Origin of the sequence: Hyphococcus lacteus (genome assembly GCF_041058985.1) — a bacterium.
GTDB lineage: Bacteria > Pseudomonadota > Alphaproteobacteria > Caulobacterales > Parvularculaceae > Hyphococcus > Hyphococcus lacteus.
In genome coordinates this window covers 1,452,509-1,476,586 of sequence record NZ_JBEHZE010000001.1, presented here as the reverse complement: position 1 = coordinate 1,476,586, position 24,078 = coordinate 1,452,509, and the positions used below count along the sequence as shown (strand labels likewise).

The 24,078-nt window shown below is 51.1% G+C and carries 21 protein-coding genes; 8 read left to right on the top strand and 13 right to left on the bottom strand.

Going from position 1 to position 24,078, the window contains the following annotated elements:
• Positions 1-104 precede the first annotated feature (104 nt).
• Complete coding sequence (locus tag ABFZ84_RS07110) at positions 105-815, bottom strand: NAD-dependent deacylase (RefSeq protein ID WP_407067077.1); 711 nt, start codon at positions 813-815, stop codon at positions 105-107.
• A 162-nt stretch (positions 816-977) separates the two neighbouring features.
• Between ABFZ84_RS07110 and ABFZ84_RS07105 the strand changes: the two genes are divergently transcribed.
• Positions 978-1,445, top strand: coding sequence for a low molecular weight protein-tyrosine-phosphatase (locus ABFZ84_RS07105; protein ID WP_369313270.1), 468 nt, complete (start codon positions 978-980; stop codon positions 1,443-1,445).
• On the opposite strand, the gene thpR is transcribed toward ABFZ84_RS07105, so the two are convergent.
• Complete coding sequence (gene thpR, locus ABFZ84_RS07100) at positions 1,421-1,963, bottom strand: RNA 2',3'-cyclic phosphodiesterase (protein WP_369313269.1); 543 nt, start codon at positions 1,961-1,963, stop codon at positions 1,421-1,423. The genes ABFZ84_RS07105 and thpR overlap by 25 nt on opposite strands.
• Positions 1,964-2,000: 37 nt before the next feature.
• Entirely contained in the window at positions 2,001-2,522 is a 522-nt protein-coding gene (locus ABFZ84_RS07095; protein ID WP_369313268.1) for a redoxin domain-containing protein, read from the bottom strand.
• Between the two features lie 69 nt (positions 2,523-2,591).
• Between ABFZ84_RS07095 and ABFZ84_RS07090 the strand changes: the two genes are divergently transcribed.
• The gene (locus tag ABFZ84_RS07090; RefSeq protein WP_369313267.1) at positions 2,592-3,467 is read left to right on the top strand and encodes an SDR family oxidoreductase; all 876 of its coding nucleotides are present in this window, start codon (positions 2,592-2,594) and stop codon (positions 3,465-3,467) included.
• On the opposite strand, the gene ABFZ84_RS07085 is transcribed toward ABFZ84_RS07090, so the two are convergent.
• Positions 3,464-3,910: a DUF6491 family protein gene (locus ABFZ84_RS07085; RefSeq protein ID WP_369313266.1), complete on the bottom strand. Its 447-nt coding sequence runs from the start codon at positions 3,908-3,910 to the stop codon at positions 3,464-3,466. The genes ABFZ84_RS07090 and ABFZ84_RS07085 overlap by 4 nt on opposite strands.
• Positions 3,911-4,099: 189 nt before the next feature.
• On the opposite strand from ABFZ84_RS07085, the gene ahcY reads away from it, so the two are divergent.
• From ahcY to ABFZ84_RS07055, 6 genes are all read left to right on the top strand, one after another.
• Positions 4,100-5,506, top strand: coding sequence for an adenosylhomocysteinase (ahcY, locus tag ABFZ84_RS07080; protein ID WP_369313265.1), 1,407 nt, complete (start codon positions 4,100-4,102; stop codon positions 5,504-5,506).
• A gap of 239 nt (positions 5,507-5,745) precedes the next feature.
• The gene (locus ABFZ84_RS07075; protein WP_369313264.1) at positions 5,746-6,321 is read left to right on the top strand and encodes an energy transducer TonB; all 576 of its coding nucleotides are present in this window, start codon (positions 5,746-5,748) and stop codon (positions 6,319-6,321) included.
• A 182-nt stretch (positions 6,322-6,503) separates the two neighbouring features.
• Positions 6,504-9,212 (top strand): sensor histidine kinase, encoded by a 2,709-nt coding sequence (locus ABFZ84_RS07070; protein WP_369313263.1) that lies wholly within the window; start codon positions 6,504-6,506, stop codon positions 9,210-9,212.
• Between the two features lie 72 nt (positions 9,213-9,284).
• The gene (locus ABFZ84_RS07065; RefSeq protein WP_369313262.1) at positions 9,285-9,929 is read left to right on the top strand and encodes a tetratricopeptide repeat protein; all 645 of its coding nucleotides are present in this window, start codon (positions 9,285-9,287) and stop codon (positions 9,927-9,929) included.
• 168 nt (positions 9,930-10,097) lie between these two features.
• The gene (locus tag ABFZ84_RS07060; protein WP_369313261.1) at positions 10,098-10,847 is read left to right on the top strand and encodes a hypothetical protein; all 750 of its coding nucleotides are present in this window, start codon (positions 10,098-10,100) and stop codon (positions 10,845-10,847) included.
• Between the two features lie 136 nt (positions 10,848-10,983).
• Positions 10,984-15,879 carry an NAD-glutamate dehydrogenase gene (locus tag ABFZ84_RS07055; protein WP_369313260.1) on the top strand — a complete coding sequence of 1,632 codons (4,896 nt, stop codon included), beginning with the start codon at positions 10,984-10,986 and terminating at the stop codon, positions 15,877-15,879.
• 38 nt (positions 15,880-15,917) lie between these two features.
• Here ABFZ84_RS07055 and purH read toward each other — a convergent pair whose 3' ends face one another.
• The 9 genes from purH to ABFZ84_RS07010 all read right to left on the bottom strand — a co-directional run bounded on the left by purH (position 15,918) and on the right by ABFZ84_RS07010 (position 24,071).
• Positions 15,918-17,504 carry a bifunctional phosphoribosylaminoimidazolecarboxamide formyltransferase/IMP cyclohydrolase gene (gene purH, locus ABFZ84_RS07050; RefSeq protein ID WP_369313259.1) on the bottom strand — a complete coding sequence of 529 codons (1,587 nt, stop codon included), beginning with the start codon at positions 17,502-17,504 and terminating at the stop codon, positions 15,918-15,920.
• A gap of 73 nt (positions 17,505-17,577) precedes the next feature.
• The gene (locus tag ABFZ84_RS07045) at positions 17,578-18,777 is read right to left on the bottom strand and encodes a UDP-N-acetylglucosamine 4,6-dehydratase family protein (protein WP_369313258.1); all 1,200 of its coding nucleotides are present in this window, start codon (positions 18,775-18,777) and stop codon (positions 17,578-17,580) included.
• Between the two features lie 78 nt (positions 18,778-18,855).
• Positions 18,856-20,505: a heparinase II/III family protein gene (locus ABFZ84_RS07040; protein WP_369313257.1), complete on the bottom strand. Its 1,650-nt coding sequence runs from the start codon at positions 20,503-20,505 to the stop codon at positions 18,856-18,858.
• Between the two features lie 4 nt (positions 20,506-20,509).
• Positions 20,510-21,172, bottom strand: a complete 663-nt coding sequence (rpe, locus tag ABFZ84_RS07035; protein WP_369313256.1) for a ribulose-phosphate 3-epimerase — start codon at positions 21,170-21,172, stop codon at positions 20,510-20,512.
• Between the two features lie 752 nt (positions 21,173-21,924).
• Positions 21,925-21,984: a hypothetical protein gene (locus ABFZ84_RS07030; protein ID WP_369314550.1), complete on the bottom strand. Its 60-nt coding sequence runs from the start codon at positions 21,982-21,984 to the stop codon at positions 21,925-21,927.
• Positions 21,985-22,108: 124 nt separating this feature from the next.
• Positions 22,109-22,987 carry a bifunctional methylenetetrahydrofolate dehydrogenase/methenyltetrahydrofolate cyclohydrolase FolD gene (folD, locus tag ABFZ84_RS07025; protein WP_369313255.1) on the bottom strand — a complete coding sequence of 293 codons (879 nt, stop codon included), beginning with the start codon at positions 22,985-22,987 and terminating at the stop codon, positions 22,109-22,111.
• Positions 22,971-23,270, bottom strand: a complete 300-nt coding sequence (locus tag ABFZ84_RS07020) for a DUF167 family protein (protein ID WP_369313254.1) — start codon at positions 23,268-23,270, stop codon at positions 22,971-22,973. Before ABFZ84_RS07020 ends, folD begins: the two co-directional genes overlap by 17 nt.
• A gap of 45 nt (positions 23,271-23,315) precedes the next feature.
• Positions 23,316-23,612, bottom strand: a complete 297-nt coding sequence (locus ABFZ84_RS07015; protein ID WP_369313253.1) for a YggT family protein — start codon at positions 23,610-23,612, stop codon at positions 23,316-23,318.
• 63 nt (positions 23,613-23,675) lie between these two features.
• The gene (locus ABFZ84_RS07010) at positions 23,676-24,071 is read right to left on the bottom strand and encodes a hypothetical protein (protein ID WP_369313252.1); all 396 of its coding nucleotides are present in this window, start codon (positions 24,069-24,071) and stop codon (positions 23,676-23,678) included.
• Positions 24,072-24,078: the final 7 nt, after the last annotated feature.

The following is a 24,078-nucleotide window of genomic DNA, read 5'->3' as shown; positions in this document are numbered from 1 at the left end:
CTTTCAAGCACCAGCTACTCTCTCACTGTTATCACGTCAATTTTTCACGTAACGCTAAACCTATGGCTGCTTAGTGCATTTATAGAAATCATTGAGTCGATTTTTTACATCTGGCGAACGACTGCCTCGACCCAATCAGGAACTATTTCCGTCGCAGGGCCGTATTGAGTATCACTGAACAAATGCGCGTTCTCTGACGGTTCCAAATTTAGCTCCATAGTCGCAACCCCAACAGCGTGCGCGTGCGAAACAAAACCAGCGGCCGGATAAACAGAGCCAGACGTGCCGATTGACACGAAAAAATCCGCCGACAATATCGCGTCCATCGCTTCGTCCATAAATCTTGGCATTTCACCGAACCAGACAACATAAGGACGTAACGATCCTGACCGTGAACATTCACTACACATCGTTTCAATAGACATTGGCACATTACATTTTCGAATGGCGTTGCAATTTGTGCATATAGATTTTGATAACTCACCATGCATATGCAAAACATTCACTGACCCACCGCGCTCATGGAGGTCATCAACATTCTGCGTAATGATTGTTACATTTCCCCCAGATGACTCAACTTCGCGTTCTAGTTTTGCGAGCGCTATATGTGCGGCATTCGGCTCCACATTCGGCAATGCGCTTCGCCGATCATTATAAAAAGAATGCACAAGACCAGGGTTAGACGCAAAGCCCTCTGGCGTGGCGACATCTCGGTAATCATATTGGGTCCAAATTCCGCCTTGATCGCGGAAAGTAGCCACACCAGATTCAGCGGAAACCCCGGAGCCGGTTAAAATTACAATTTTCTTAGTCACAATATTTTTGCCTCACCCAAACGATTGGCGCAAAGAATTTACCTCCCCCACACTATAGCCACCAGAGCAGTTACTTACATTCTCTCGAAAGTTTCCTTGTCGGACGGTTTCACAAAAAACAATATTGGCCTATCTATTTCCATCGCGAAAGGGACACGCTTGATGACCGCGAAAATTCTATTTGTATGTCTTGGCAATATTTGCCGGTCACCCGCAGCAGAGGGCATGCTTCGCGCAATGGCGAAAGAACGCGGTATTGAATTAGCCATAGATTCTGCTGGCACGGGTGGATGGCATGTAGGTAACCCGCCAGATAGCAGAATGATCAAAACCGCCGCGGCCCGCGGAATCGACATTTCATATCAGCGTGCGCGCAAGGTAGATCTATCGGATTTTTATCAGTTTGATTATTTGCTGGCGATGGACCTTTCAAATTATTCGGATCTGTTAGATTTGGCACCGCATAACCGAACATGCGATATCAGATTATTTCTGGATTTTGCTGATGGTGATGAACGCGAAACGCCTGACCCATATTATGGTGGCCCACAAGGGTTTCAGCATGTACTCGATTTACTAGAGCGCGGGTCAGCGGGGTTTTTAAATCACTTAGAGGACGAAAGCGCGTAACTGGCCTCTATTGTATAAGCACTGACGGTTTTACCAAGCTGAGATGAAAACAAGTGAAATTCTGTGACCGGAAATCGCTCAGTCGAAAACAAGCCGTGATCTCCGCAATATAACATTGCCTGTTCACGGGTTGTCGCTTTTAGATAAGCCAACGTTATATGCGGCATGAATTTTCGGCGCTCTAATTCAAACCCGGCATCACGCATTGATGTTTCGACCTTTGCTTGAAGTAAATTCAGCTCACGCGATGGTTCTACACCCGCCCATAATGCCTTCGGTTTGCGATCACCAAAGAACCCAGTGCCAATTAGCCTTAAATCAAATTCTAACGCATTTATATTTGCTAGTGCATCGACTGCGTCGGCATATTGATGTCTATCTGCGGCACCCAGAAACGCTAGCGTTAGATGAAAATTCTCAATCGGCCGCCATCGCGCCCCCTCAACACCTGATTGTATATTTTCTAATTGACTTTTTATTGCGCTGGATAAATCTAATCCGACGAACAAGCGGTACATTTAGTGGCTCCAATTTCAGGCAGGCGCTTTACGGTCTTTAAGTTTTTTGCCCTCTCGCCGGATACTCTTTTTCTGTCACAAAGTCGATTGCACTTAGCAAATCATCAATAGAAGGGCGTGCAAACGGTGCCGATTGAATAGACGCAAGGTAGAGCGTTCCATCAGGCTTGACCAAAAATATACCGGGTTCGGAGAAAATATCTGGTTCGCCATCCTTTATAGCTTCGGATATATATAGCCCCCAATTCCGGGCGGTTTGTTCAGATACCGAATGCCCGATGGTCAATTCATCGACCTCCCAATCGGATCGCGACTTTCGCCAGCGCACCTCGCTGTCCATCGACAGGGCTATAACATTGGTTCCAGCGTCATTAAATTTTTCACACTTGGCTTCTAATTCCTCAAGCTGCTTTTTACAGATTGGGCAATGAAGTCCGCGATAGAAAAAAATCGCCGTAAAGTTATCTGGCGTTTGATCAAAAAGTGACCAAACCCCATTTTGGGTTTGAACCTCGAGCGATGGGGCTTTTTTACCGGGCACTGGTTTGCTATTTGTCATCTCGGCCTCCTTACATCTGACCGTGCCAACAAGCGCGCTGAGAGAATTGTTCCCCCTAAGGAAATCGCGATGAAAAAACGCCTCTTCTGTATTGGCTTTGGGTATACTGCAAACGCCCTTTCGCGAATGTTGATACGGCATGGCTGGTCCGTAGCGGGCACGACATCGAAAGCTGAAAAAGCATCCCAAATGGCAACTTGTGGGGTCACGGCGCACCTTTGGCACGACAACGCCTTTGATCCTTCGTGGTTAGACGCTACTTCTGCCATACTTATCTCTGCGCCACCCACCAAAGAAGGATGCCCCGCCTTTGCAGCGGCCGGGGAAGCTATCGCCAACAATGCCAAGACACTTCATTGGATTGGTTACTTGTCAACTAACGGTGTGTATGGCGATCATCAGGGAAAATGGGTCGAAGAACAAAGCGAGCTTCGCGCTGGTTCAACGCGCGCAAAGCGGCGCATCTACGCAGAAAAGCTTTGGACAAATCACGCGGTCGCTCATGCTCTTCCGTTAAAAATTTTCCGTTTGCCAGGAATTTATGGCCCTGGCCGGTCGGCAATAGATTCCGTCAGGGCAGGTACCGCCAAGCGAATCTATAAACCCAATCAAGTGTTTTCACGGATGCATGTTGACGATATCGCGGCAGCGCTAAAAGCCGATATAGACCAACCGTTTTCGTTTGACTTATTCAATCTCGCGGATAACGAACCTGCCCCCCCACAAGATGTCATCGAATACGCTTGTAAATTACTGGAACGCGAGCCACCACCGCTAATCCCACTCGAGCAAGCCGCACTTAGCGAAATGGCAAAAAGTTTCTATGCTGATAACAAGCGCGTCTCGAACAGACGGATGAAAGACGCGCTTGGCATTAAGTTGCAATACCCCACCTATCGTGAAGGTCTGGCCTCAATCTTAAAAAACGAGCAAGATAGACCTTAATTATTACCACCGTCCGAAGGCTCGTCATCCGTTGGTGCCGCCGCACCATCGTTCCACTCATACATTTTCGTGATCATGCAACGACGATTAAAGCTCGGCGAATCTTCAACAATGATAACGTCGCCCCGGCGAACGCAGCTACTCCCGCGCCCGCCATCAATGCCGATATTAATCGCAGAATTTAAAACATTGTATCGGCAGGCACCCGACAGCTCGACACGATACCAATTATTGACCCCACGCTCCAACAGAATGACGTCGTCCTGTTTCTTTAACGTCCGCCAACCATTGATATTCCGCTGGAAGCAAATTTGATTGACCTCGTCGCCGACCCTTGGGTCATCAGAAGTGGCTGCGGGTTCGTCCGGGTCGGCCATTGCCGCTGATGTTAATGCAAAAACACTAAACCCCGCGATCACTGCAAGCGATACATGATGTCTCATGATCTTGGTTCCTTTCTCCGCCCAGCCCGAGCGTAAGTTAGCGGAATTTCTCAGGCAAACACCACACAATCACGCTAGTTCCCGCCGCCAATGGTGGACATAAAGAAATCTTTATATGTGCCTTGGCACCGGGGTGCGCCCCTGTTATATGCCGCGTAACTCTTCTCAAGCTGATAAGGAATGCCCGTCATGACAGCGACCGACAAAAACGATTACCACGTAAAGGACATCAACCTTGCCGATTTCGGTCGCCGCGAGATTGAAATCGCCGAAACCGAAATGCCCGGCCTAATGGCCACCCGCGAGGAATTCGGCAGCGCACAACCCTTAAAAGGTGCGCGCATCGCAGGATCTCTTCACATGACGATCCAAACAGCGGTGCTGATCGAAACACTGAAATCACTTGGTGCAGACGTTCGCTGGGCCTCGTGCAACATTTATTCGACACAAGATCATGCTGCCGCTGCCATCGCAGCCACCGGAACACCAGTATTCGCATTCAAGGGTGAAACACTTGAGGAATATTGGGATCTCGCAGACAAGATCTTTGAATGGCCAAATGGCGAAACTGCAAACATGATCCTCGATGATGGCGGGGATGCGACCTTGCTCATTCTTCTCGGGGCAGATGCAGAAAAAGATCCTTCGATTCTCGATAACCCGGCTAACGAAGAAGAAACGGCGTTGTTCGACACCATCAAACGCCGCCTCGCGAAACAACCAAACTGGTATTCAACAGTTAAGGCCAACATCCAAGGCGTCACCGAAGAAACAACAACAGGCGTGCTGCGGCTCTATCAGCGCCAGAAAAATGGCACACTCCCGTTTCCAGCAATCAACGTCAATGACTCTGTCACCAAGTCGAAATTCGACAATAAATATGGCTGTAAAGAGTCGCTCGTCGACGGCATTCGTCGCGGCACGGACGTAATGATGGCCGGCAAAGTTGCTCTTGTTGCCGGCTATGGCGATGTGGGCAAAGGTTCGGCGGCCTCGCTTCAAGGTGCTGGTGCCCGTGTAATGGTCACGGAAATCGATCCAATCTGTGCGCTTCAAGCAGCGATGGATGGTTTTGAAGTCGTGACCATGGAAGAAGGCGCTCCGCGCGCCGACATCGTCATTACCTCGACGGGCAACAAAGACGTTTTAACCGTCGATCATATGCGCTCACTAAAAGATATGGCTATCGTCGGAAACATTGGGCATTTCGATAATGAAATTCAGGTCGAAGGCCTAAAGAATTTCAAATGGGCGAATGTCAAAGATCAGGTCGATATGATCACTTTCCCAGATGGGAAACGTATGCTGCTGCTTAGCCAAGGCCGTCTACTCAATCTCGGGAATGCAACGGGACACCCAAGTTTCGTGATGTCGGCTTCGTTCACCAATCAGACATTGGCACAAATCGAGCTTTGGACCAAAGGCGACAATTACAAAAACGAAGTTTATGTCTTGCCTAAGCATCTCGATGAAAAAGTTGCTAAACTGCACCTCGACAAAGTTGGCGCGAAGCTATCTGAACTTTCAAAAGAACAAGCAGACTATATCGGCGTTGATGTGGCGGGGCCGTTCAAGACCGACCAATATCGCTACTAATCGGCACCCCTATATAAGTTTACCTTTTAGACCCCGGCCACTAGTGGCCGGGGTCTTTTTTTAACTCGAGCGCAACAGCCACCCCGCGAATGATAGTGTCGCGATCTATGTTGCTACATATGTCGCATAATGCTACGGTGCCACTATTGTAACACGCGGGGCGTGCCATAATTACTCATCACAGCAACGCCATTTCGTGTCGCAATTACACGTTAGAAAATACATGAAGGGATGTTTCTATGGTATTGTTTAGATGGATATTTGGATTGCCGTTTGCAGGCTTAGTAACAGCTGCCCTTTTCTTTATGATGGCGCAGCTCATCAAGGATCGATACGAACCCTACCCCGACCCCAAACCAAGCCCCAAGATCAGAATCACAGCGGATGAATCGGTCGATGACCATGAAAAGAAGACACACAAACCAAAAGCCCTTCCCGATTCAGAGCCACCATTAAATCTAGATCTATCACCGAAACGCAGCCGTCCCGACGGTACAAAATTCCGGCCAGAACCAAAGCAGATTGAAAAAACGCCACCGGGCGATACTGGGATATTCTCGGCCGCAACCATTCGGACGTCACCTTTATACCCAGAGGGGTGCCGATCACGCGGCGCATCTGGGGTCGTAATCGTGCAATTTGATGTCACCCCAGAAGGAAACGTCACCAATGCACAAGTCATCGAGTCCCCTGACCGGTGCTTCAATAGACCAGTCCTAAAATCGGTATCGGGGTGGAAATATCCGCCTGCAAAATCTGGCGCGGGAATGCGCTATGGCTACGTAGAAACCTTTAATTTCCAGCTAGTTGAATAATGGTTTGGGCCGCGCACCTGTTGAAAAGTTCATTCGGCGCGCGGCTCCTTTTGCATCAAAGGGCCTAGTCGCAACGACCGAACACAGTACATATTGTGTAATTCAACGCCGAAGACGCACAATGTCGCGAATCCCAGTAATTTGCGGTGTTTCGATTCGGGTGCGATTTAGGATGCAGCAGCATGAAATTAGGCGCGAAATTTTTGTGGACCAGCCTGCTCCTCAGCAGTGTTAGCGCATTTCCGTTAAATGCGGCTGCACAAACAGTTGCAAATGACGCCGCCTCTGGCGGTATCGACCCACTTCTTGCTGGGGCTGCGGGTGCGATCGCGCTAGCTGTTGCTGCCGTCATTTGGGCATTTCGCGTATCTGACGCTACACGTCATCAATCGCTCCATTGGTCTGAAAAACTTGCCGAGATGGAAGCGCGGCTGGAAAAATCAGATTCAGTATTATCAGCACATCCCGGTCTAGTTCTTGTTTGGGAAGATGACAGCGCAAGCGTTAGCGAAGAGAAATGGGGCAAGCCCAAGATTTTAGGTGGGCCAGCGGCCCTCGCCTCATTGTTGTCATTTTCAAAAGATGACCAGCAAGAAAAAGCACAACCCGTTGATCGATTATTGAACGCGCTAGGCGCGCTACCGCTTCAGGACGACGAGGCAGAAACGCCGGAGACCTTGCGCGAAAAAATCAAAAACCTTCGCGCCCATGGCGTGGCATTCTCTGGTAACATCGTGACGCCTGACGGGCGCTCAATTGAGGTTGATGGCCGAGTGGCGGGTGGTCAGGTTGCATTGTGGATTACTGACCCAGCAGTTCGCATGGCCGAAGATGGTGCCGTAATCGGGGCTTTCCGTGAACGCGCCACTGACCTTCATGGTGCGCATGCATTACTAGAGCGATCACCTGTCCCCGCTTGGCGACGCAACGCAAAGCTAGAGCTTGTTTGGGTCAACCGCGCCTATGCCGAAATTGTCGAAGCGCCGAGCGTTAGCGACGTTATCAAGCAACAGACCGAACTCGACAATACAATCAAAAAACTCGCGGCATCGGCGGCATCAGAACGTAAACCAAACGAAGGTCGCGCTATTATAAATTCGCGCGGCGAACGTCGTGTTTATCGCATTGTCGAAACGCCGCTTCATGGCTCTGGCGATGCGTCCCTTGGCGGCGTCGCAATCGATGTGACCGAGCTAGACAAATCCAAAACGGAACTGCGTCAACAAATCGAAGCCAACCAACGCACGCTCGATCAAATTCAAACGTCAGTTGCGATTTTTGGCGCCAACCAAAATCTGATTTATCACAACCGAGCATTTCAAAAGCTGTGGGACCTTGATGATGCCGAACTATCTGGCCGGGTTTATCACGGCGAAATTCTCGACAATCTGCGTCTCGCAGGTCACCTTCCCGAACCCGCTGACTACGAAATTTGGAAAGAACATCAACTCTCGCTGTATACGGATGGTTTATCCGAGCCCGGCTCTGAACGGCTAGGCGATGCCCCTGATGAGATTTGGCACCTCCCCGACGGACGCACGGTAAAGGTCGCAAAGCTGCGTCATCCGCTGGGCGGCGTCATGGTTGCCTTTGAAGACATCACTGAAAAAGTGACGCTTGAGGCTGAATTTAACACCCAGATCAAAGTCCAAAAAGCGACGCTAAACAATCTCGCTGAAGGTGTTGCTGTCTTTTCCGGCAATGGGACTTTGCGGTTATACAACAAGGCATTTCAGAAACTATGGCGCCTTGATACACGGCTTCTCGATAGCAAACCGCATATCGACATCATCGTCGAAAATTTACAAAAGCTCGCCCGCGAAGCAGATCCCTCCTTCGACGCATTACGCCGGTGCGTTGCATCGAAATCCCATGAGGATCGTCAACCACTAAATGCCCAGGAAACGCGCCTTGCCGATGGCCGTGTTCTTGCGATCGGAACGGAGCCGTTACCTGATGGTGCAACGCTCGCACATTTTCTGGATATCACCGATTCCAAAGAGCGCGAAAAAGAACTCAAAGAACGCAATGCAATTCTCGAAAATGCAGACCGTTTGAAATCGAAATTCGTTGACCACGTCTCCTATCAACTACGTACACCACTTTCGACCATCATCGGATTCTCCGAAATGCTAGACGGGCAAATGTTTGGTGTACTGAACGACCGTCAAAAGGATTACATCGCCAGTATCATGTCAGCGTCTTATCACCTACGTGATTTGATTAATGACATCATTGATCTTGCTGCTATTGATGCGGGCAAACTTGATTTGTCCCTCAATAAAACAGATATCCGCGCGCTACTTGAAAACGCGGCAACATTCGCGGCCCTGAAAGCGGAAGACACCCAAGTCGCCCTCAAAGTCGATTGCCCTAAAGATATCGGCGAAAGTGAAATTGACGATAAACGCATCAAGCAGGTTTTGTTCAACCTATTGTCCAATGCTTTCGCCTATACTGGCCCCGGCGGCGCGGTGACACTTGGGGCACGGCGCATAGACGGCACGATCAAAATATGGGTCGCCGATACTGGGCGCGGTCTTTCGCCCACAGATCAGGCACGCGCATTCGATGCATTTGAAAGCCGCGGGCCAAGCGCTGGTGCCGGTCTTGGGCTCGCTCTGGTCGAGCGTTTCGTAAAATTACATAACGGTTGGGTCAGGATGGATTCCACCGAAGGGCAAGGCGTTTGCGTCACCTGTTTCCTTCCCGAACAAGCGGCCACCATTGATCTATTACCGTCGGATAAAGAGGCTCCCAAAAACGACGAGGCCACGTCAAAGACCGCCGAAAAACCTGCAAAAAAGAAGCGCACCCCGCGAAAGACCGCAGCTCAACGCAAAAAAACCAGTAAAAAGTCAGCATCGGCTCGGCCACAAGCGGCGGAATAAGCCAAGGGCGACGTATAACAGCTAAAGGGGAATTCAGTTTCACCTTTTTCCTGTTCATGCTCTAAAGGTGCCATGTTGGTTCTATCACTTATTGCTGCGGCTTCGGTCGCTCTCTCCGCCACGCCGCGTTACGCCGATTGCGTCACATTAGTGGACGCCGATTTAGAAATTGGGCGTATAGCCGCGCAACAATGGGTCAACGAAGGCGGCGGCGCGGATGCCCGCCATTGCCTCGCCGGCGCAGATATTAAAGCGGGCTTTCCTAAGCTCGCAGCGGTTAGGCTCGAAGAGATCGCCGAGCGTGATGATGCTGGTGACGATTACATGAGGGCGCAGGTACTCAATCAAGCGGCGCTTGCATGGCTTCAAGCCGACCAACCAGAATTAGCGAAGGCGGCGCTGGGTAAAGCTCAAAAGATTGTCCCTGATAGTGGCGAACTACAGCTTACTGCCGCGAAAATTTATGGTGTTGAAGAATCTTGGCAAGATGTCATTGAAGCCGTCACAACCGCAGAAAAAGCAAAAATCGTCAGCGCGGAAACCTTCGTTCTGCGTGGTCGCGGGCGGTATATTTTCGGTGCCTACGAAAGAGCTGCCGACGACGTGGTTGCAGCCCTCAGCCTTGAACCCACCAATATTGACGCCCTCGTATTACGGGGAGACCTCGCGCAGGTTGGCATAAAGATCGATGTCTATTTCGCCCCTCCCAACCGATGAGGGCGCCACAAAGATGGCCCTAGCCAATTAGAAATTGGTATTTTTGCGGTCTTGGCTCTCGACGGAAAAAGAAAATCACTCCACTTCCTCAGAATTAACCAATGGTTAAGCAATGAGGCATCCCATAGAGACTAAACTTATGGGACTAGCGGAGGGATTTTAAGCGCCATGGCCGAAGCGCCGTTTCAGGACAAGACAGTACGTGAACTACAGGCGCTTGCCCAAGAAACCCCTATTGCGCGCGAAAAACGCAAAACACCTGCGCTTTCACGCGCTGCCCGCTTGCACTTGATTGACATACTTTCTCGCTGGAGCGGCCCTGGCCTCGCGCTAGTGGCCGGTGTCTCCATTTATTTTGCCGTGATTGCGGGTCGTGCGCACCCCGCCCGCGCAGCAGCATGGGCGTTGATGATGTTCAGCGCTTTATGGATTTGCCGCCGCCTACGCGACAATTTCCGTGCTGGTAGCCATCACACATCTCGTCCATTCCGCTGGCGCTCATCATTCACCGCATCGCTAAGCGTTCTCGGCGTGGTTCTCGCAAGTGCACCAATTCTTTTGGTGCCCCTGGAAACAGCTGCAACCTATGGTGTTCAAATCGTTGCCCTAACCGTGGTCGCAAGCTTCGCCGTTGGCTTAGCACTCGCAGCACACCTACCCAGCGCCGCTGCTGTCGCCGTTCCCGGAGCCGCATTCGCGATCCTCACGGGCTTACGTGCCCAAGATACAGGCCTGCTCGCAGCGTCAATCGCCACCGCAGTTTTGGGCCTCGCCGGACTTTATTTGGCAAACCGTTTTCTCGAACAAAGTGCAACTAAGCGTTTCCCACGCACCAGCTTCATCAGACGCGAAATCGAGCGCCGGGATACGGGCACCGGTGTAATACACCGGCCTGGAGCCGAAGCGTTACAGGCCTAAGTCGCTTTAATTCAATCTTTCAGTAAATTCATCTAACGTAAGGTCACAATCGTGACCCTACGGGCGGTATTCGTTAGACATTTTAAAACCCTTCAAGTTATGAGGGGCAAAACCAACAGATTACAGAGGAAGCGAGATGCCAGAGGGCTTTTCAACCGACGTCGACGGACAAATTCTACAACGTGTTGTTTCGCTAGCGCAAAAAAAGAAGGCTGGTGACCATGATGAAAGTGGAGCGTTGTTGCCTGCTTTTCAGAGTTATCTGGAGCAATTGGTCCTTTATGCAACTGGCGAGGATCATATTTGGGATGAACCTCAATCACTCCTCAATCGCGCGACTCATGCTTGGAAACACGCGGCCACGCGTAAATCGGGCGAAAGCAAAATTTCGCTGCGGATCGAAGAAGGAAAAGGCTGGTCCGAGCGCCGGATGGTGCTCGATCTCGTCACTGACGACAAACCCTTCCTTGTGGACTCAATTTCTGCAGCGCTTTCTGACGCTGGCAAGCCTGTCACATTTTTCTCTAACGCAGTCGTAGACGTTGTTCGAACCACAACCGGCAAGCGTGATCCAGCTAGCACAGGGCGTGGTGTTCGTGAATCGATGATCCATGTGGAAATGGACCCACCGGTTCTCGATAATGAAGTTGAGTCCCTGAAAAAGGAACTTGATGCCGTATTGGCAGATGTCTCGATCGCCGTTGAAGATTGGGAAGCCATGCGCGCACGTCTTGGGGCTTGCATCGCCCAACTGGAACGGTCTCGGCTTTCCGGCGTCAAGGCAGAAGATCAACGCGAGTCAGTACAGTTTCTAAAATGGCTATGGGACAATCGCTTTGCTTTTCTTGGTGCGCGCCGGTTCAATTTTGTCGGCGACGGCGACGAACTTCAACTCGAACTCGACCGCGAAAAAGACCTCGGCATCCTTAGTAGTCCCGACCGCGAAGTCTTGAAATCAACCTTCCAACCGGACGGAAAGCTTTCGCCCGCCGTCGCTGCGTTTTTTGCATCGAATGAGCCAATCATTATTGCAAAATCGAGCACAAAATCGCTTACGCACCGCCGCGCCTATATGGATTATGTTGCGGTCAAAAGCTTTGCATCTGACGGCTCTGCTATTGGCGAAGAACTATTTGTCGGCTTGTTTACAGCCGAAGCTTATAACCGCCCGGTTCGTGACATTCCCCTGATCCGCGCAAAAGTAGACGCCGTGCTGGAACTCGCATCGTTCACCCCCGGTGGACATAATGAAAAAGCGCTCATCAATATTCTCGAGAGCTATCCGCGTGACGAGTTATTCCAAGTTGACGTTGCCAGCCTGACGGAAACCTGCCTGGGAATCCTGCGTCTCTACAAACGACCACGGGTTAAGCTGTTCCTACGACGTGACCGTTTTGACCGGTTCGTTTCAGCACTGTTGTTTGTTCCGCGTGATCGCTTTAATTCTGACTTACGTGAACGTGTCGGCCAGTATATCGCCGACGTTTTCAAAGGCCGTGTTCACTCGTTCGCACCGTCATTTGGCGACGCATCTCTTGTGCGGGTGCATTTCATCATTGGCATCCAGCCGGGTGCGCCAGAAGCGCCTAGCCTTACGGAGATGACGCGCCATGTGCGCGAGATTTGCCGGACATGGGATGACGAATTGCTGGATGCGATGCGCATCGCACATAATGGCGCGACCCCCGCTAGCCTTTATTCAAAATATGAAAAGGCCTTCGATGCTGGCTATCGTGAACGGACATTAGCGGTTGAATCACTTTCAGACATCGCAGCACTCGAAAAACTAAGCGACAACCCGATCGTCGTTCGGGCTTATCGGCGCGCCGACGACGGAGATCAAACCGTTCGTCTGAAAATCTATAAACGCGGCACCCCGATGACGCTTTCGACGCTAATTCCGTCGATTGAAAATCTCGGTCTAAGCGTCATGCAAGAAACATCTCATCGCGTCAGCCCGGCCATTAATAGTGCTGCGAATGAAGTCATGTGGGTTCATGACTTCTCAACCGAACAAAGCGGTGGCCAGCCTGTTGTCCTAGACGAAGTCCAAGAGGCTTTCGAAGATACGATGCTCGCGGTTCTGGAGGGACGTACTGAAGATGATGGCTTCAATGAACTCGTTCTTACCGCTGGCATAAATTGGCGCGAAGCGTGGCTTTTACGCGCGACCGCTAAACATCACATGCAGGCGGGGTTTGCGTATTCTCAATCTTATATCGAAGAAGCGCTTTCCAATAACCCTTCTATTGCCCGCTTATTGATCGCCGCCTTCCATGCTCGGTTTAATCCGAAGGGTCCATCAAATGCGGACGACCGGATCAAAGATGTGGCACTCGCAGAAAAAACGGTCGTTGATGCACTAAATGACGTTGCGAGCCTTGATGAAGATCGCATCATCAGACGTTTTCTTGCCCTGTTTGGTGCGATCATGCGCACTAACTATTACCAACAACAAGCTGACGGTTCGCCCAAGACATATATCTCGTTCAAGGTTGACAGTCACAAAGTCGCGGAAATCCCGGAACCAAAACCCTATCGCGAAATATTTGTATCAGGACCACGCGTCGACGGTGTCCATCTCCGGTTTGGACCAATCGCTCGTGGTGGTCTGCGCTGGTCTGATCGCCGAGAAGATTTCCGCACAGAGGTTCTGGGACTCGTCAAAGCACAGCGTGTGAAGAACGCAGTAATTGTTCCCACTGGCTCAAAAGGCGGATTCTATCCGAAACAACTACCCGCAAATGGGGACCGCACAGAAATTTACGAAGAGGGCCGCGAAGCCTATAAGGAATTCATCCGGGGCTTATTGGATTTGACCGACAACATTGTTCAAGGCGAAATGAAGACGCCTGCAAATCTCGTCCGTTGGGATGATCCTGACCCATATCTGGTTGTCGCTGCTGATAAAGGAACCGCACAATTCTCTGACACTGCCAATGCGATTTCAGACGATTATGATTTCTGGCTAGGTGATGCTTTCGCCTCAGGCGGTTCGGTGGGTTATGACCATAAAGCTATGGGCATAACAGCGCGCGGCGCGTGGGAAGCAGTTAAACGACACTTCCGCGAAATGGGAAAAGATATCCAATCAGAACCATTCACAGCAGCTGGCGTGGGCGATATGTCAGGCGACGTTTTTGGCAACGGTATGCTCTTATCACGCCAGACAAAACTTATCGCCGCGTTCGATCACCGCGATATTTTCTTTGACCCCTCCCCGGATCCAGCTACGTCATACGAAGAGCGCATGCGTTTGTTCAACACGCCGCGTAGCTCTTGGCAGGATTATGATAAGAAACTCATTTCAAAAGGCGGCGGTGTTTTCTCCAAAAGCGCTAAATCTATTCCCTTGACGAACGAAATGCGCGAATTGCTTGGTGTTGATGCGAAAGAATTGCCACCTACCGAACTCGTTCGCTCGATTCTTAGAATGCCGATTGAACTGTTCTGGATGGGCGGGATCGGTACATATTTCAAAGCCGAAGATGAAGAAAATTGGCGTGTGGGCGACCGCGCCAATGATGCTGTTCGCGTGAATGCTAACGAGACTCAAGCAAAAGTAATCGGTGAAGGCGCAAACCTTGGCCTAACGCAGCTTGCCCGAATTGAGTTTGCTCAAAATGGCGGCCGCATTAACACGGATGCGATCGACAACTCTGCTGGCGTTGATTCATCAGACCACGAAGTGAATATAAAGATTTTAGTGTCGAATGCGATTGAACACGGCGAAGTCAAAGCCAACGAAAGAAACGCACTCCTCGCATCAATGACCGACGATGTGGCCAAGCATGTATTGCGCCACAATTACGATCAAACTCGCGCGATTTCGCAAATGGCAACTTCTGCCGCGAAAGAACTCGATGTCTATGCACGATTCATGACGACACTGGAACGCGAAGGTCGTCTTGATCGGGCGATTGAAAACCTGCCTGATGCCGAGCAAATTAACTACATGCGCCAACAAGGCGTCGGACCAACTCGGCCCGATATCGCAGTGCTACTTGCTTACGCGAAAATGTGGCTGTTTGACGAATTGGCTGTTTCGGAAACACCTAATGACCCTATTTTCGAACGCGAATTATTTGCGTATTTCCCTGAAGCACTACGAAAATATAGCCGTGCCGTTGTTAGCCACCAATTACGGCGAGAAATTATCGCCACGCGGCTTTCAAATGAAATAGTGGATACGTGCGGTGTAGGGTTTGTCCAACGTGCCGCCGAAACAAGCGGTGCAGACTTCCCAATTATCGCCCTTGCATATGAAGCTGTTCGATTGATTTACAATCTGCACGAATTTGCTGAGGCTGTTGATGCGCTTGATACTGCGGCCCCCGCTGACCTCCAGATCGGACTTTATCTTGAAGCATCAGCATTGCTCCGGGAACAAACATTCCACCTTCTTGGTAATGCAAAAGCGCGCGAGACACTTGAACGCCATGGCGTCAAAGCGTTGATAGAGCAATATCAGGCACCTGTGTCAGAATTCAAAACAGCATTGCCTGAAATCCTTCCCCAAGATGCAGCTGTCTCGCTTGAGGAACGCTATCAATATTGGATTGAACAGTCCTCGCCAGAAGCAATCGCAAAAGACGCGGCAGCAATTCCGGCGCTCGAATACGCATTTGACATAGTCAACCTTGCTGCTGAAACGGGATGGTCGAACCCCGGCGCGGGCGGCATTTTCTTTGCTGTTGGTCGAATGTTCAACATTGATGCAGTGCGTGAAAAGGCACGACGCGAACCACCAGCCGATCATTTTGACAAGATTGCAATTCGCCAGATCATCGAAGACTTGACTGCACGGCAGTTCGAAATTGCAAAACGGGTTATCAACTCGATCGGAGCAGAACCGAAAGGCGCACCAGCAAAATGGAACGCGAAAGCGATGGGGCAATGGCAGCAATCCGCCGAAACGGCCATTGATGTGTTCAATGAAAGTGCTGGCGAGTTGGATCTAACCGGCGCGGTAAGTGTCGGTAAGTTCACACTCTTCATTCGCAAACTAGATGCGTTAGCCGCAGACGCATAATGCCGCTAACGCAGGACCGCTCCCTTAGGGAGCGGTCTTTAATGGCGGAAATGGCGAACGCCGGTAAATACCATTGCCAGACCAGCTTCGTCAGCAGCAGCAATAACATCGTCATCACGAATTGATCCGCCGGGCTGGATAACCGCGGTAGCGCCAGCCTCAGCCGCCGCCAGCAAGCCGTCAGCAAACGGAAAGAATGCGTCAGACGCAACAACGGACGCCTCGGCCAACGATGCCGTTGCGCCCCAAGCTTCGGCGGCATCCTGTGCTTTTCGGGCAGCGATACGGCTTGAATCTAATCGGCTCATTTGCCCAGCCCCAACGCCTACGGTAGCGCCATTTTTTGCGTAAACGATTGCATTGGATTTAACATGCTTGGCAACTTTAAACGCAAACAACATATCCGCGAGCTCTTGCTCTGATGGCTTACGCTTGGTTACGACTTTAAGGTCGTCAACACCGATAACTTTGGCATCGCGTGATTGGACAAGAAAACCACCAGCGAGCGGTTTAATAATTTTTCCTGTTGAATCTGGTGTTGGAATTCCACCGGCAACCAGGAGCCGTAAATTTTTCTTTGCCGCAAATATTGCAATCGCGTCTTCATCAGCATCCGGTGCAATAACAACTTCGGTAAATACCTTTACGATCTTCTCGGCCAATCCACCGGTCAATTTCTGGTTCAGAGCAACGATGCCGCCAAACGCCGATACCGGATCACATTTGAGCGCCTCTTCATACGCAGCCACGATGTCGTCAGCCGTCGCAACACCGCATGGATTTGCATGTTTAATGATCGCCACAGCCGGTTTTGCGGGGTCGAACTCACCAATTAATTCATAGGCCGCGTCGGTGTCGTTCAAATTATTATAAGACAGCGCCTTACCCTGTAACTGGCGAGCGGTCGCAACGCCCGGACGCCCAGATACGCCCGAATGATAAAATGCGGCGTCTTGATGCGGGTTCTCCCCGTAACGCAAAACACTATCGAGCCGACCGGCTAGGGTATAATTCTTCGGGAATGTGTCGCCATTCTGATCCGCAAACCAGCTTGAAATCGCCGCGTCATAGGCTGCTGTTTTCGCAAATGCTTTGGCCGCCAACTGACGCTTTGTCTCGTCTTTCAACGCCCCATTCGCCTCGATTTCGCCAAGCACAGTCTCGTAATCCGATGGGTCTGTAACAACCCCCACAAAACGATGGTTTTTAGCGGCAGCGCGGATCATCGCCGGACCACCAATATCTATATTTTCAATACAATCCGCAAATTCCGCGCCTTTGGCGACGGTTTCCTCAAAAGGGTACAAATTGACGACCAACAACTCGATGCCATCGATTTTATGATCGTCCATTGATTTTTTATGGCCAGCATCGTCACGTAGCGCCAACAGGCCACCATGCACCCGTGGGTGCAATGTTTTGATGCGGCCATCCATCATCTCCGGAAATTCGGTGATATCGGAAACATCGCTGACCTTAAGGCCCGCGTCGCGCAATGCCTTGGCCGTTCCGCCCGTGGAAATCAGCTCAACCCCCGCTGCCGCAAGCCGTTTCGCGAAATCGACAATGCCCTCTTTATCAGAGACAGAAATTAGTGCCCGGCGCGCCGGAGTATGATCAACCATTAAAAGAACCCTTTTTCGACAGTCGCCGCCTTAGCGCTCACGTCGTGTGGGGGCAAGGGACATAGAGCCTTTTTCAGCGATTCGATTGATTCCGTGCGTGTTTTGCAGCCATCGGGGCCGCCGAGAATTCCGGTACCAAGTGATGTACCGCTTCATCAAGGGAGGCCTGATCGCCTCGCAATGCATTTTCCACAACGTCGGACAGGCGCGGTGTCAGCAAAGGCAGGTCAATCATCGCAGGTGAAGCCAGCAACACGCCGTCGGCACCCGTTTTGATCAAGGCATCGGTATCCAAGAAAATTTCCTCAAATAGCTTTTCTCCGGGACGCAGTCCTGTGAATTTTATCTCGATGTCCTTACCAGGCGTCAGGCCATAGGCGGAAATCATCCGCTTTGCGAAGTCCAGGATCTTCACTGGCTCACCCATATCGAGAACGAAAACGCGTCCATCGTGAGTTACGATCGTTTCTTCAGCAACATCAAGGCTGGACGCCAGCAGAACAAGCTGCACGGCTTCGCGCGTTGTCATAAAGAAACGCATAATCTCCGGATGGGTAACCGTGATGGGGCCACCTTGATTGATCTGCCTAGCAAATAATGGCGCAACGGAGCCCGTTGACCCAAGCACATTTCCAAAACGAACCGTGACAAAATGTGTTTCATTCTGCGCAACGTCTAGTGCTTGTGCATAAAGCTCTGCGATGCGTTTGGTTGCGCCCATGAAGCTAGTGGGGTTAACCGCTTTATCCGTGGAGATGAAAACAACCGACTCGGCATCGTGCTCTATCGCAGTATCAAAAACATTCTTTGCACCAAGCACATTCGTCAATGCGCCAGCACATCGATTTTCTTCAACAATAGGAACATGCTTAAACGCCGCCGCGTGGAGCACGATATCCGGTTGAGCGCGGTCAAAAACGCGTTTCAAATGTTCAATTCGACAAACGTCAGTAAGCTGAGAGGTGATAAACCTTCCATACCCAGCTTCCTTCATCTCCATATCAATTTGATAGAGTGCTAACTCTGCATTATCGACCATGGTAAGGTGAGCTGGTTCAAAACCTATAATTTGGCGACAAAGCTCAGAGCCAATCGTCCCTCCCGCGCCGGTGACCAAAACACTTTTACCCGCCACCAGCTTTCGTGCGGCCCGTAAGTCAATTTTTCTTGGAGGACGCGGCAAGAGCGATGCATGGTCAATGGCTTGCGGGGATAAACGCAAAGATTGTTGCGTACCAGAAGCACCCATAAAACGTCGCAAATTATTTAGCATCCCCGATCCCCGTGCCGCATTCGTCGCGAAGACGATAAAACATTACTCGCTCCAGCGCGATAGCTGAAATCGCTGGTTTTATAACGCATCGAGACGCTGGAATGCCCATTTCGCACTAAAAACATTGGTTTCCCGCAACGCATACGAAGCCGCCCGAATGACAATTTGTTCAGATGCTGTCGGCGCGCCACCAGAACCGCAATAGACGCTTTTGTCCAAAACTAGATCAGGGCAATTTGATTTAAATCGCCAGCCCTCTTTGTTTGGCAATAATAGAATGACGGACTTTTTGTCCCGCGCAAGCGAGGCGCGAACGTCGGGGTGTATATGAAAGCGCCATAGAACACCGCTTAGTACTTCTTGTTGCAAGCCTTCTAGAACGTCCTCGCCCCGTAAGTTTGCGCCATTCGCCGACAGATACAAACGGCGCAAATAACTCGCCTCTTCACCCTGTTGCGTCATGATACCGCGTTCAAATTCGAGAAGTTGCCCCGCGGCTTCTTCGCCACGTCTATGGGAGATATTCCGAAACGAAAATGGCGTGACACCTTCTTCGAAGGAAAGTGCCGAATGGGCATCACGTTGCGCGAGGGCTTTGCGCCACACAGCACCGCGATGAGTCCCGTTGCCGCAATTCGTTATGATACGCGAACGACCAGATGAGAAATGTAACGACCCGGCACTCTTATGCCCAGAATTTGAATCATCGGCAGTATCAACAATCAATAAACCGCGCGATGATGACATCTTATGGTAACCAGAATGCCTCGCAAAATCGACTGAAGCGACATCCGCACCAGAGTTCGTCTGTACAGATATCAATGCGCGGGCATCATCCTCGTACCCGCCATTGAACACCACCAACCTGCCATCTGGACACCGAAAAAAGCTCGCCATAGCACTTGCACGCTGCACGATATGGCGCAGAAAGCCCGGCGGTTGAAATCCGCGCGATTCAATAGCTTTTAAGAGTGCTTGCAAACGCAACGCGAGTTTCAATTGCCTCGATGGATTGCGGCTAACATGTCCGCCATCTGGTCGTAATTGAATACGCAATTCACGGCGCGCCATTTCAAGGCCGCGCTCTGCTGGCCCCTCACAGCCCGGAAGGCTATATCCAGCAATGCCCAAGCCAAGTGCCGTCATTAAACGGTCGAACCCCGTAGCCGAGCGATGGGCGGTGCGTGCCAAATGCCGGGTCTGGCGTGCCATACAGGCCAGAACGCGGCTACGCCACAACGCGTCCGTCCCCGACAATAACAATGGATGGTGCGCGCAAAGCTGTATGAGACGTTCAGAGACGAAAAACGGCTCCCAGCTCTCAGACGACCAACGTTCGTAACGGTCCAACCATGATTTCATCAATGTCCGCGCCGGTGGCTTTCCATCGTCGCCCAATGCGGAAAGATGCCTTAGCCAGGAGAATTCATGAAGGTAGGCATATAGCGGGCCGTCCGCCGACGGAATATCCCAAATTTTATCTAACTCGCCTTCGCAATCAATAGACTCATCGCCGATAGCCAAGCGTCCCTTTGCCAAGGACGTCGCAACTGATTTATCCGGCGTATAGGGATCAACCGGTTGAAAAAGTAATCTGTCCGGTGCTGGGCCTTTTAGCTGCGCTTGATAAAATGGGCTTTCGCCCCATGCCTTGCGTACCTTTGACAACACATCACGAGACCCTTTACGGGCGTTAGCGCGTTGCGCATTTTTTGGGTAATCGGCCATACCATCACCCCTTGGGTCGCAATGCAGCAATATTTGCCGCATAAGCTTGAGGGCCGTTTTTGAATACTGCCGACCCGGCGACGAGCATATCTGCACCGGCACTGATTGCTTGCGGTGCAGTTTCCGGGGTTACCCCGCCGTCAACTTCGAGCCTGATATCACGCCCGGTCTGATCGATCATTTGTCGAACTGTTTCAATCTTCCGCAGTTGAGATGAGATAAATTTCTGACCACCAAACCCGGGATTTACAGACATCACCAAAATTAGGTCGACTTGATCGAGGATAAATTCGATAGCGCTTGCAGGCGTGGCCGGGTTGAGCGCAACACCGGCTTTTATCTCGGCGCTTTTGATGTGCTGAACCGTTCGGTGAAGATGTGCACCGGCTTCAGGATGTACCGTCAGGATATCCGCACCAGCATCAACAAAAGCATCGATATAGGCATCGATCGGCGAGATCATCAGATGGACATCGAACGGAAGGTCGGTGACCGATCGGATGGCTTTCACGACTGCCGGGCCAATCGTCAGATTTGGCACAAAATGACCGTCCATAACATCGACGTGGATATAGTCGGCCCCGGCTTCCGCGATGGCGGCAACTTCTTCACCCAGTCGAGCGAAATCGGCAGATAAAATTGATGGTGCGACCTGAACTTTACTCATACCTTCAGGTATCTTGATGCGGGCCATTTGCGCAATAACAGTCACACTGAAATCATTCCCCGTTTCCACAAAAAATAGAAAGAAAAAGCCCCGCCAAATGTGACGGGGCTATTAGTTTGGGGGTGCGTGCAAAGAAAAGCGGCGAAGGGCAGGAGTTCAAATTGTTTCAACGTCAGCGCCGTCAAATTCGATAAACCTACCCTAGGTTGCGAATGGGGCAGAAATATGTCGCATCCGCCCCAATTAAGTCATAACCCATTGTAAATGATGGTTAATTTTTCACTTCAGAAAAGGGTGGCTTTTTAGCTTTCGCACGAACAGGCTGAAAAATATTGCGCATTTTAACAACGCCAAACATCCCTACGGCGGTCATCGCCGCGCCGGACAAAAGTCCGCCAATCCACTCAACGTCGAAAATTCCAATACCTGTCAGCGCAAAGAGCGCGAGACCGAACAAAACCGCCAAAAACCGCAAAGGCGAAGAAACAGTACGACCCACAGCTTTTGCGGTACTCGTTGCCGCTTTCGCGGCGACTTTAGCCGTTTTCACTGTGCCTGACGCAATCGCATCAGCCACCCGGCGCGCGCCGATCAACTTGACCAATCCCGCCAAAGCACCAGCCGCTGCCATAACGAGCGCCCATTTCTTAGCGCTCAGCGGTACTTTATCAGCAACATCCACATCAACCACGGGAGCAGCAGAAGCCGATATTTCGTCGATCACCACTTCAATCGGTGCCACCGGCGCATAATCATCCGCCGCAGCAGGCATCACCACAGCTGATGCGGCGATTACCGACGCAGCCGCCAATAATGTAGATTTGGTTGCGAAAAGTCGCTTCATTCCAGCGCTCCTAAAAACTCTGTAACAAAGATGGGAACTTCCCGCTAAATTTCAACTTTTGCGCAAAAATTGCGCTTTTATACGCGCAAACGCTAGACGTCGACTGCACCAAGCCCGCGACGCCGCGCGGCAGCGACAACTGTGTTCCTTAGCAAACAAGCAATGGTCATCGGACCAACACCGCCGGGAACCGGCGTGATCGCCGATGCATTTTCTTTGGCGGCGTCAAAATCTACATCGCCAACAAGCCGTGTTTTGCCTTGCTCTTCGATCCGGTTGATACCGACATCAATAACGATTGCACCTTTTTTGACCCAGTCGCCCTTCACAAGACGGGGAATGCCAACGGCCGCACATAAAATATCTGCCTCCCGACAAACCGCAGGAAGATCAGCGGTACGGGAATGCGCCATCGTCACTGTACAGTTTTCAGCCAGTAACAGCATTGATAGCGGCTTACCCACCAAGATCGACCGCCCCACAACAACCGCATTTAACCCGGAAAGATTAGGCCGAACTGTTTTCGCCATGATGACCGAACCTTGCGGGGTGCAAGGGACAAGCCCCTCTTTGCCCAAAATCAAGCGCCCTGCGTTGACTTCCGTCAGGCCATCAACATCTTTGTCCGGATCAATTTCGTTGATTACACGAGATGACGAAATATGCCCCGGCAATGGGAGTTGAACTAATATCCCATCCACCGTGTCATCAGCGTTCAAATCACGAACAAGTGAAACGACATCTTCTTCGGCTGCATCAACGGGGAGCCGATGCTCTATTGATTTCATGCCCGCTTTTTCGGTCGCAATTCCCTTGTTGCGCACATAAACATGACTTGCGGGATCATCGCCTACGAGCACGACCGCCAAAGCTGGCTGAACATTATGCCGGCTTTGCATCGCTGTCACTGCTTGCGCAATTTTCGCGCGCACATCCGCAGCGATAGCCTTTCCATCAATTATCGTGGTCATTTGGGTCTCCGGCCAATTTTTCGAGCGCAGGAACCAACGATTGATCGCTGCCTGCTATTTCGATGGTCTTTAAACGCGAAGTCTCCCCTGCTGCAACCGTTAGTGCCGATTTTGGCAGGCCCAACGCCTTGGCCAAGAGTTTTAGGATTGCAGCGTTCGCTTTGCCTTTGTCGGGCGGCGCGGAAACACGGATTGCCAGGCGCGGGTTGCCATCGGCGCTTGTCCAAAGCCCAGTAATTGCGTTGATTTTCGCGCCCGGACTTGCCCTCACGAACAGTCGCACACCAGTTTCAGAAGCCTGGAAGAAATCAGTCAGCGCCGCAATCCGTTAGATGCCGATCCGCAAAGCGGTCCATTGGTTCATTTCGCGCAAGAAGAATATACCCAACAGCAAGACTAATGGCGAAATATCAATTCCGCCGAATGACGGAAGTGTGTTCCGGATGGGGCGCATTACCGGTTCAGTAAGGGCCAAAACTGTGCGCCATATCATATCGACGACTTGATTATGCCGATTGATGACGTTGAAGCTAAGCAGCCACGACATAATGACCATGATGAAGACCACCATAGAATAAAGCGACAAAACCGCATCAATCAGCGAAAAAACCGGCAAAGGGATCATGGGCGCGCGAGGCTCCTATCTGGACGCACCCAGCACTTAAGGGCAGTCGCACGGGGTTGCAAGTTATTGGTCGGAAACCTCACGCGTACACAAAAGCGGGCTGGCAATTCCGCCGACACGAACAAAACCTACGCCGTCTTTTTCGATAATAAGCAATGATACGTCGGTGCTAGATCCGTCGGGATTGGTCGAAAACGGTGCCTCATTTGCCGCCCATAACAAGCGCCCTTTTAGATCATGAACTTCGGCCTGCCCTTCCCAACAACCGGTATAGGCGCAGACCGAAAACCCGCCATCGCGACGAGCCGAAATTGACATGGGTGTGATTTCGCCCTCGGCCTTCGCCGCGCAACCATCGACCGCGCACCAAACCTCAACATCGTTGGCACATGACCAATTATCGGGCGGAATTACTGATTTTGACGAAGAAAGCAACACGGCGACAAGCAAGCTCAGCATAGGTCGG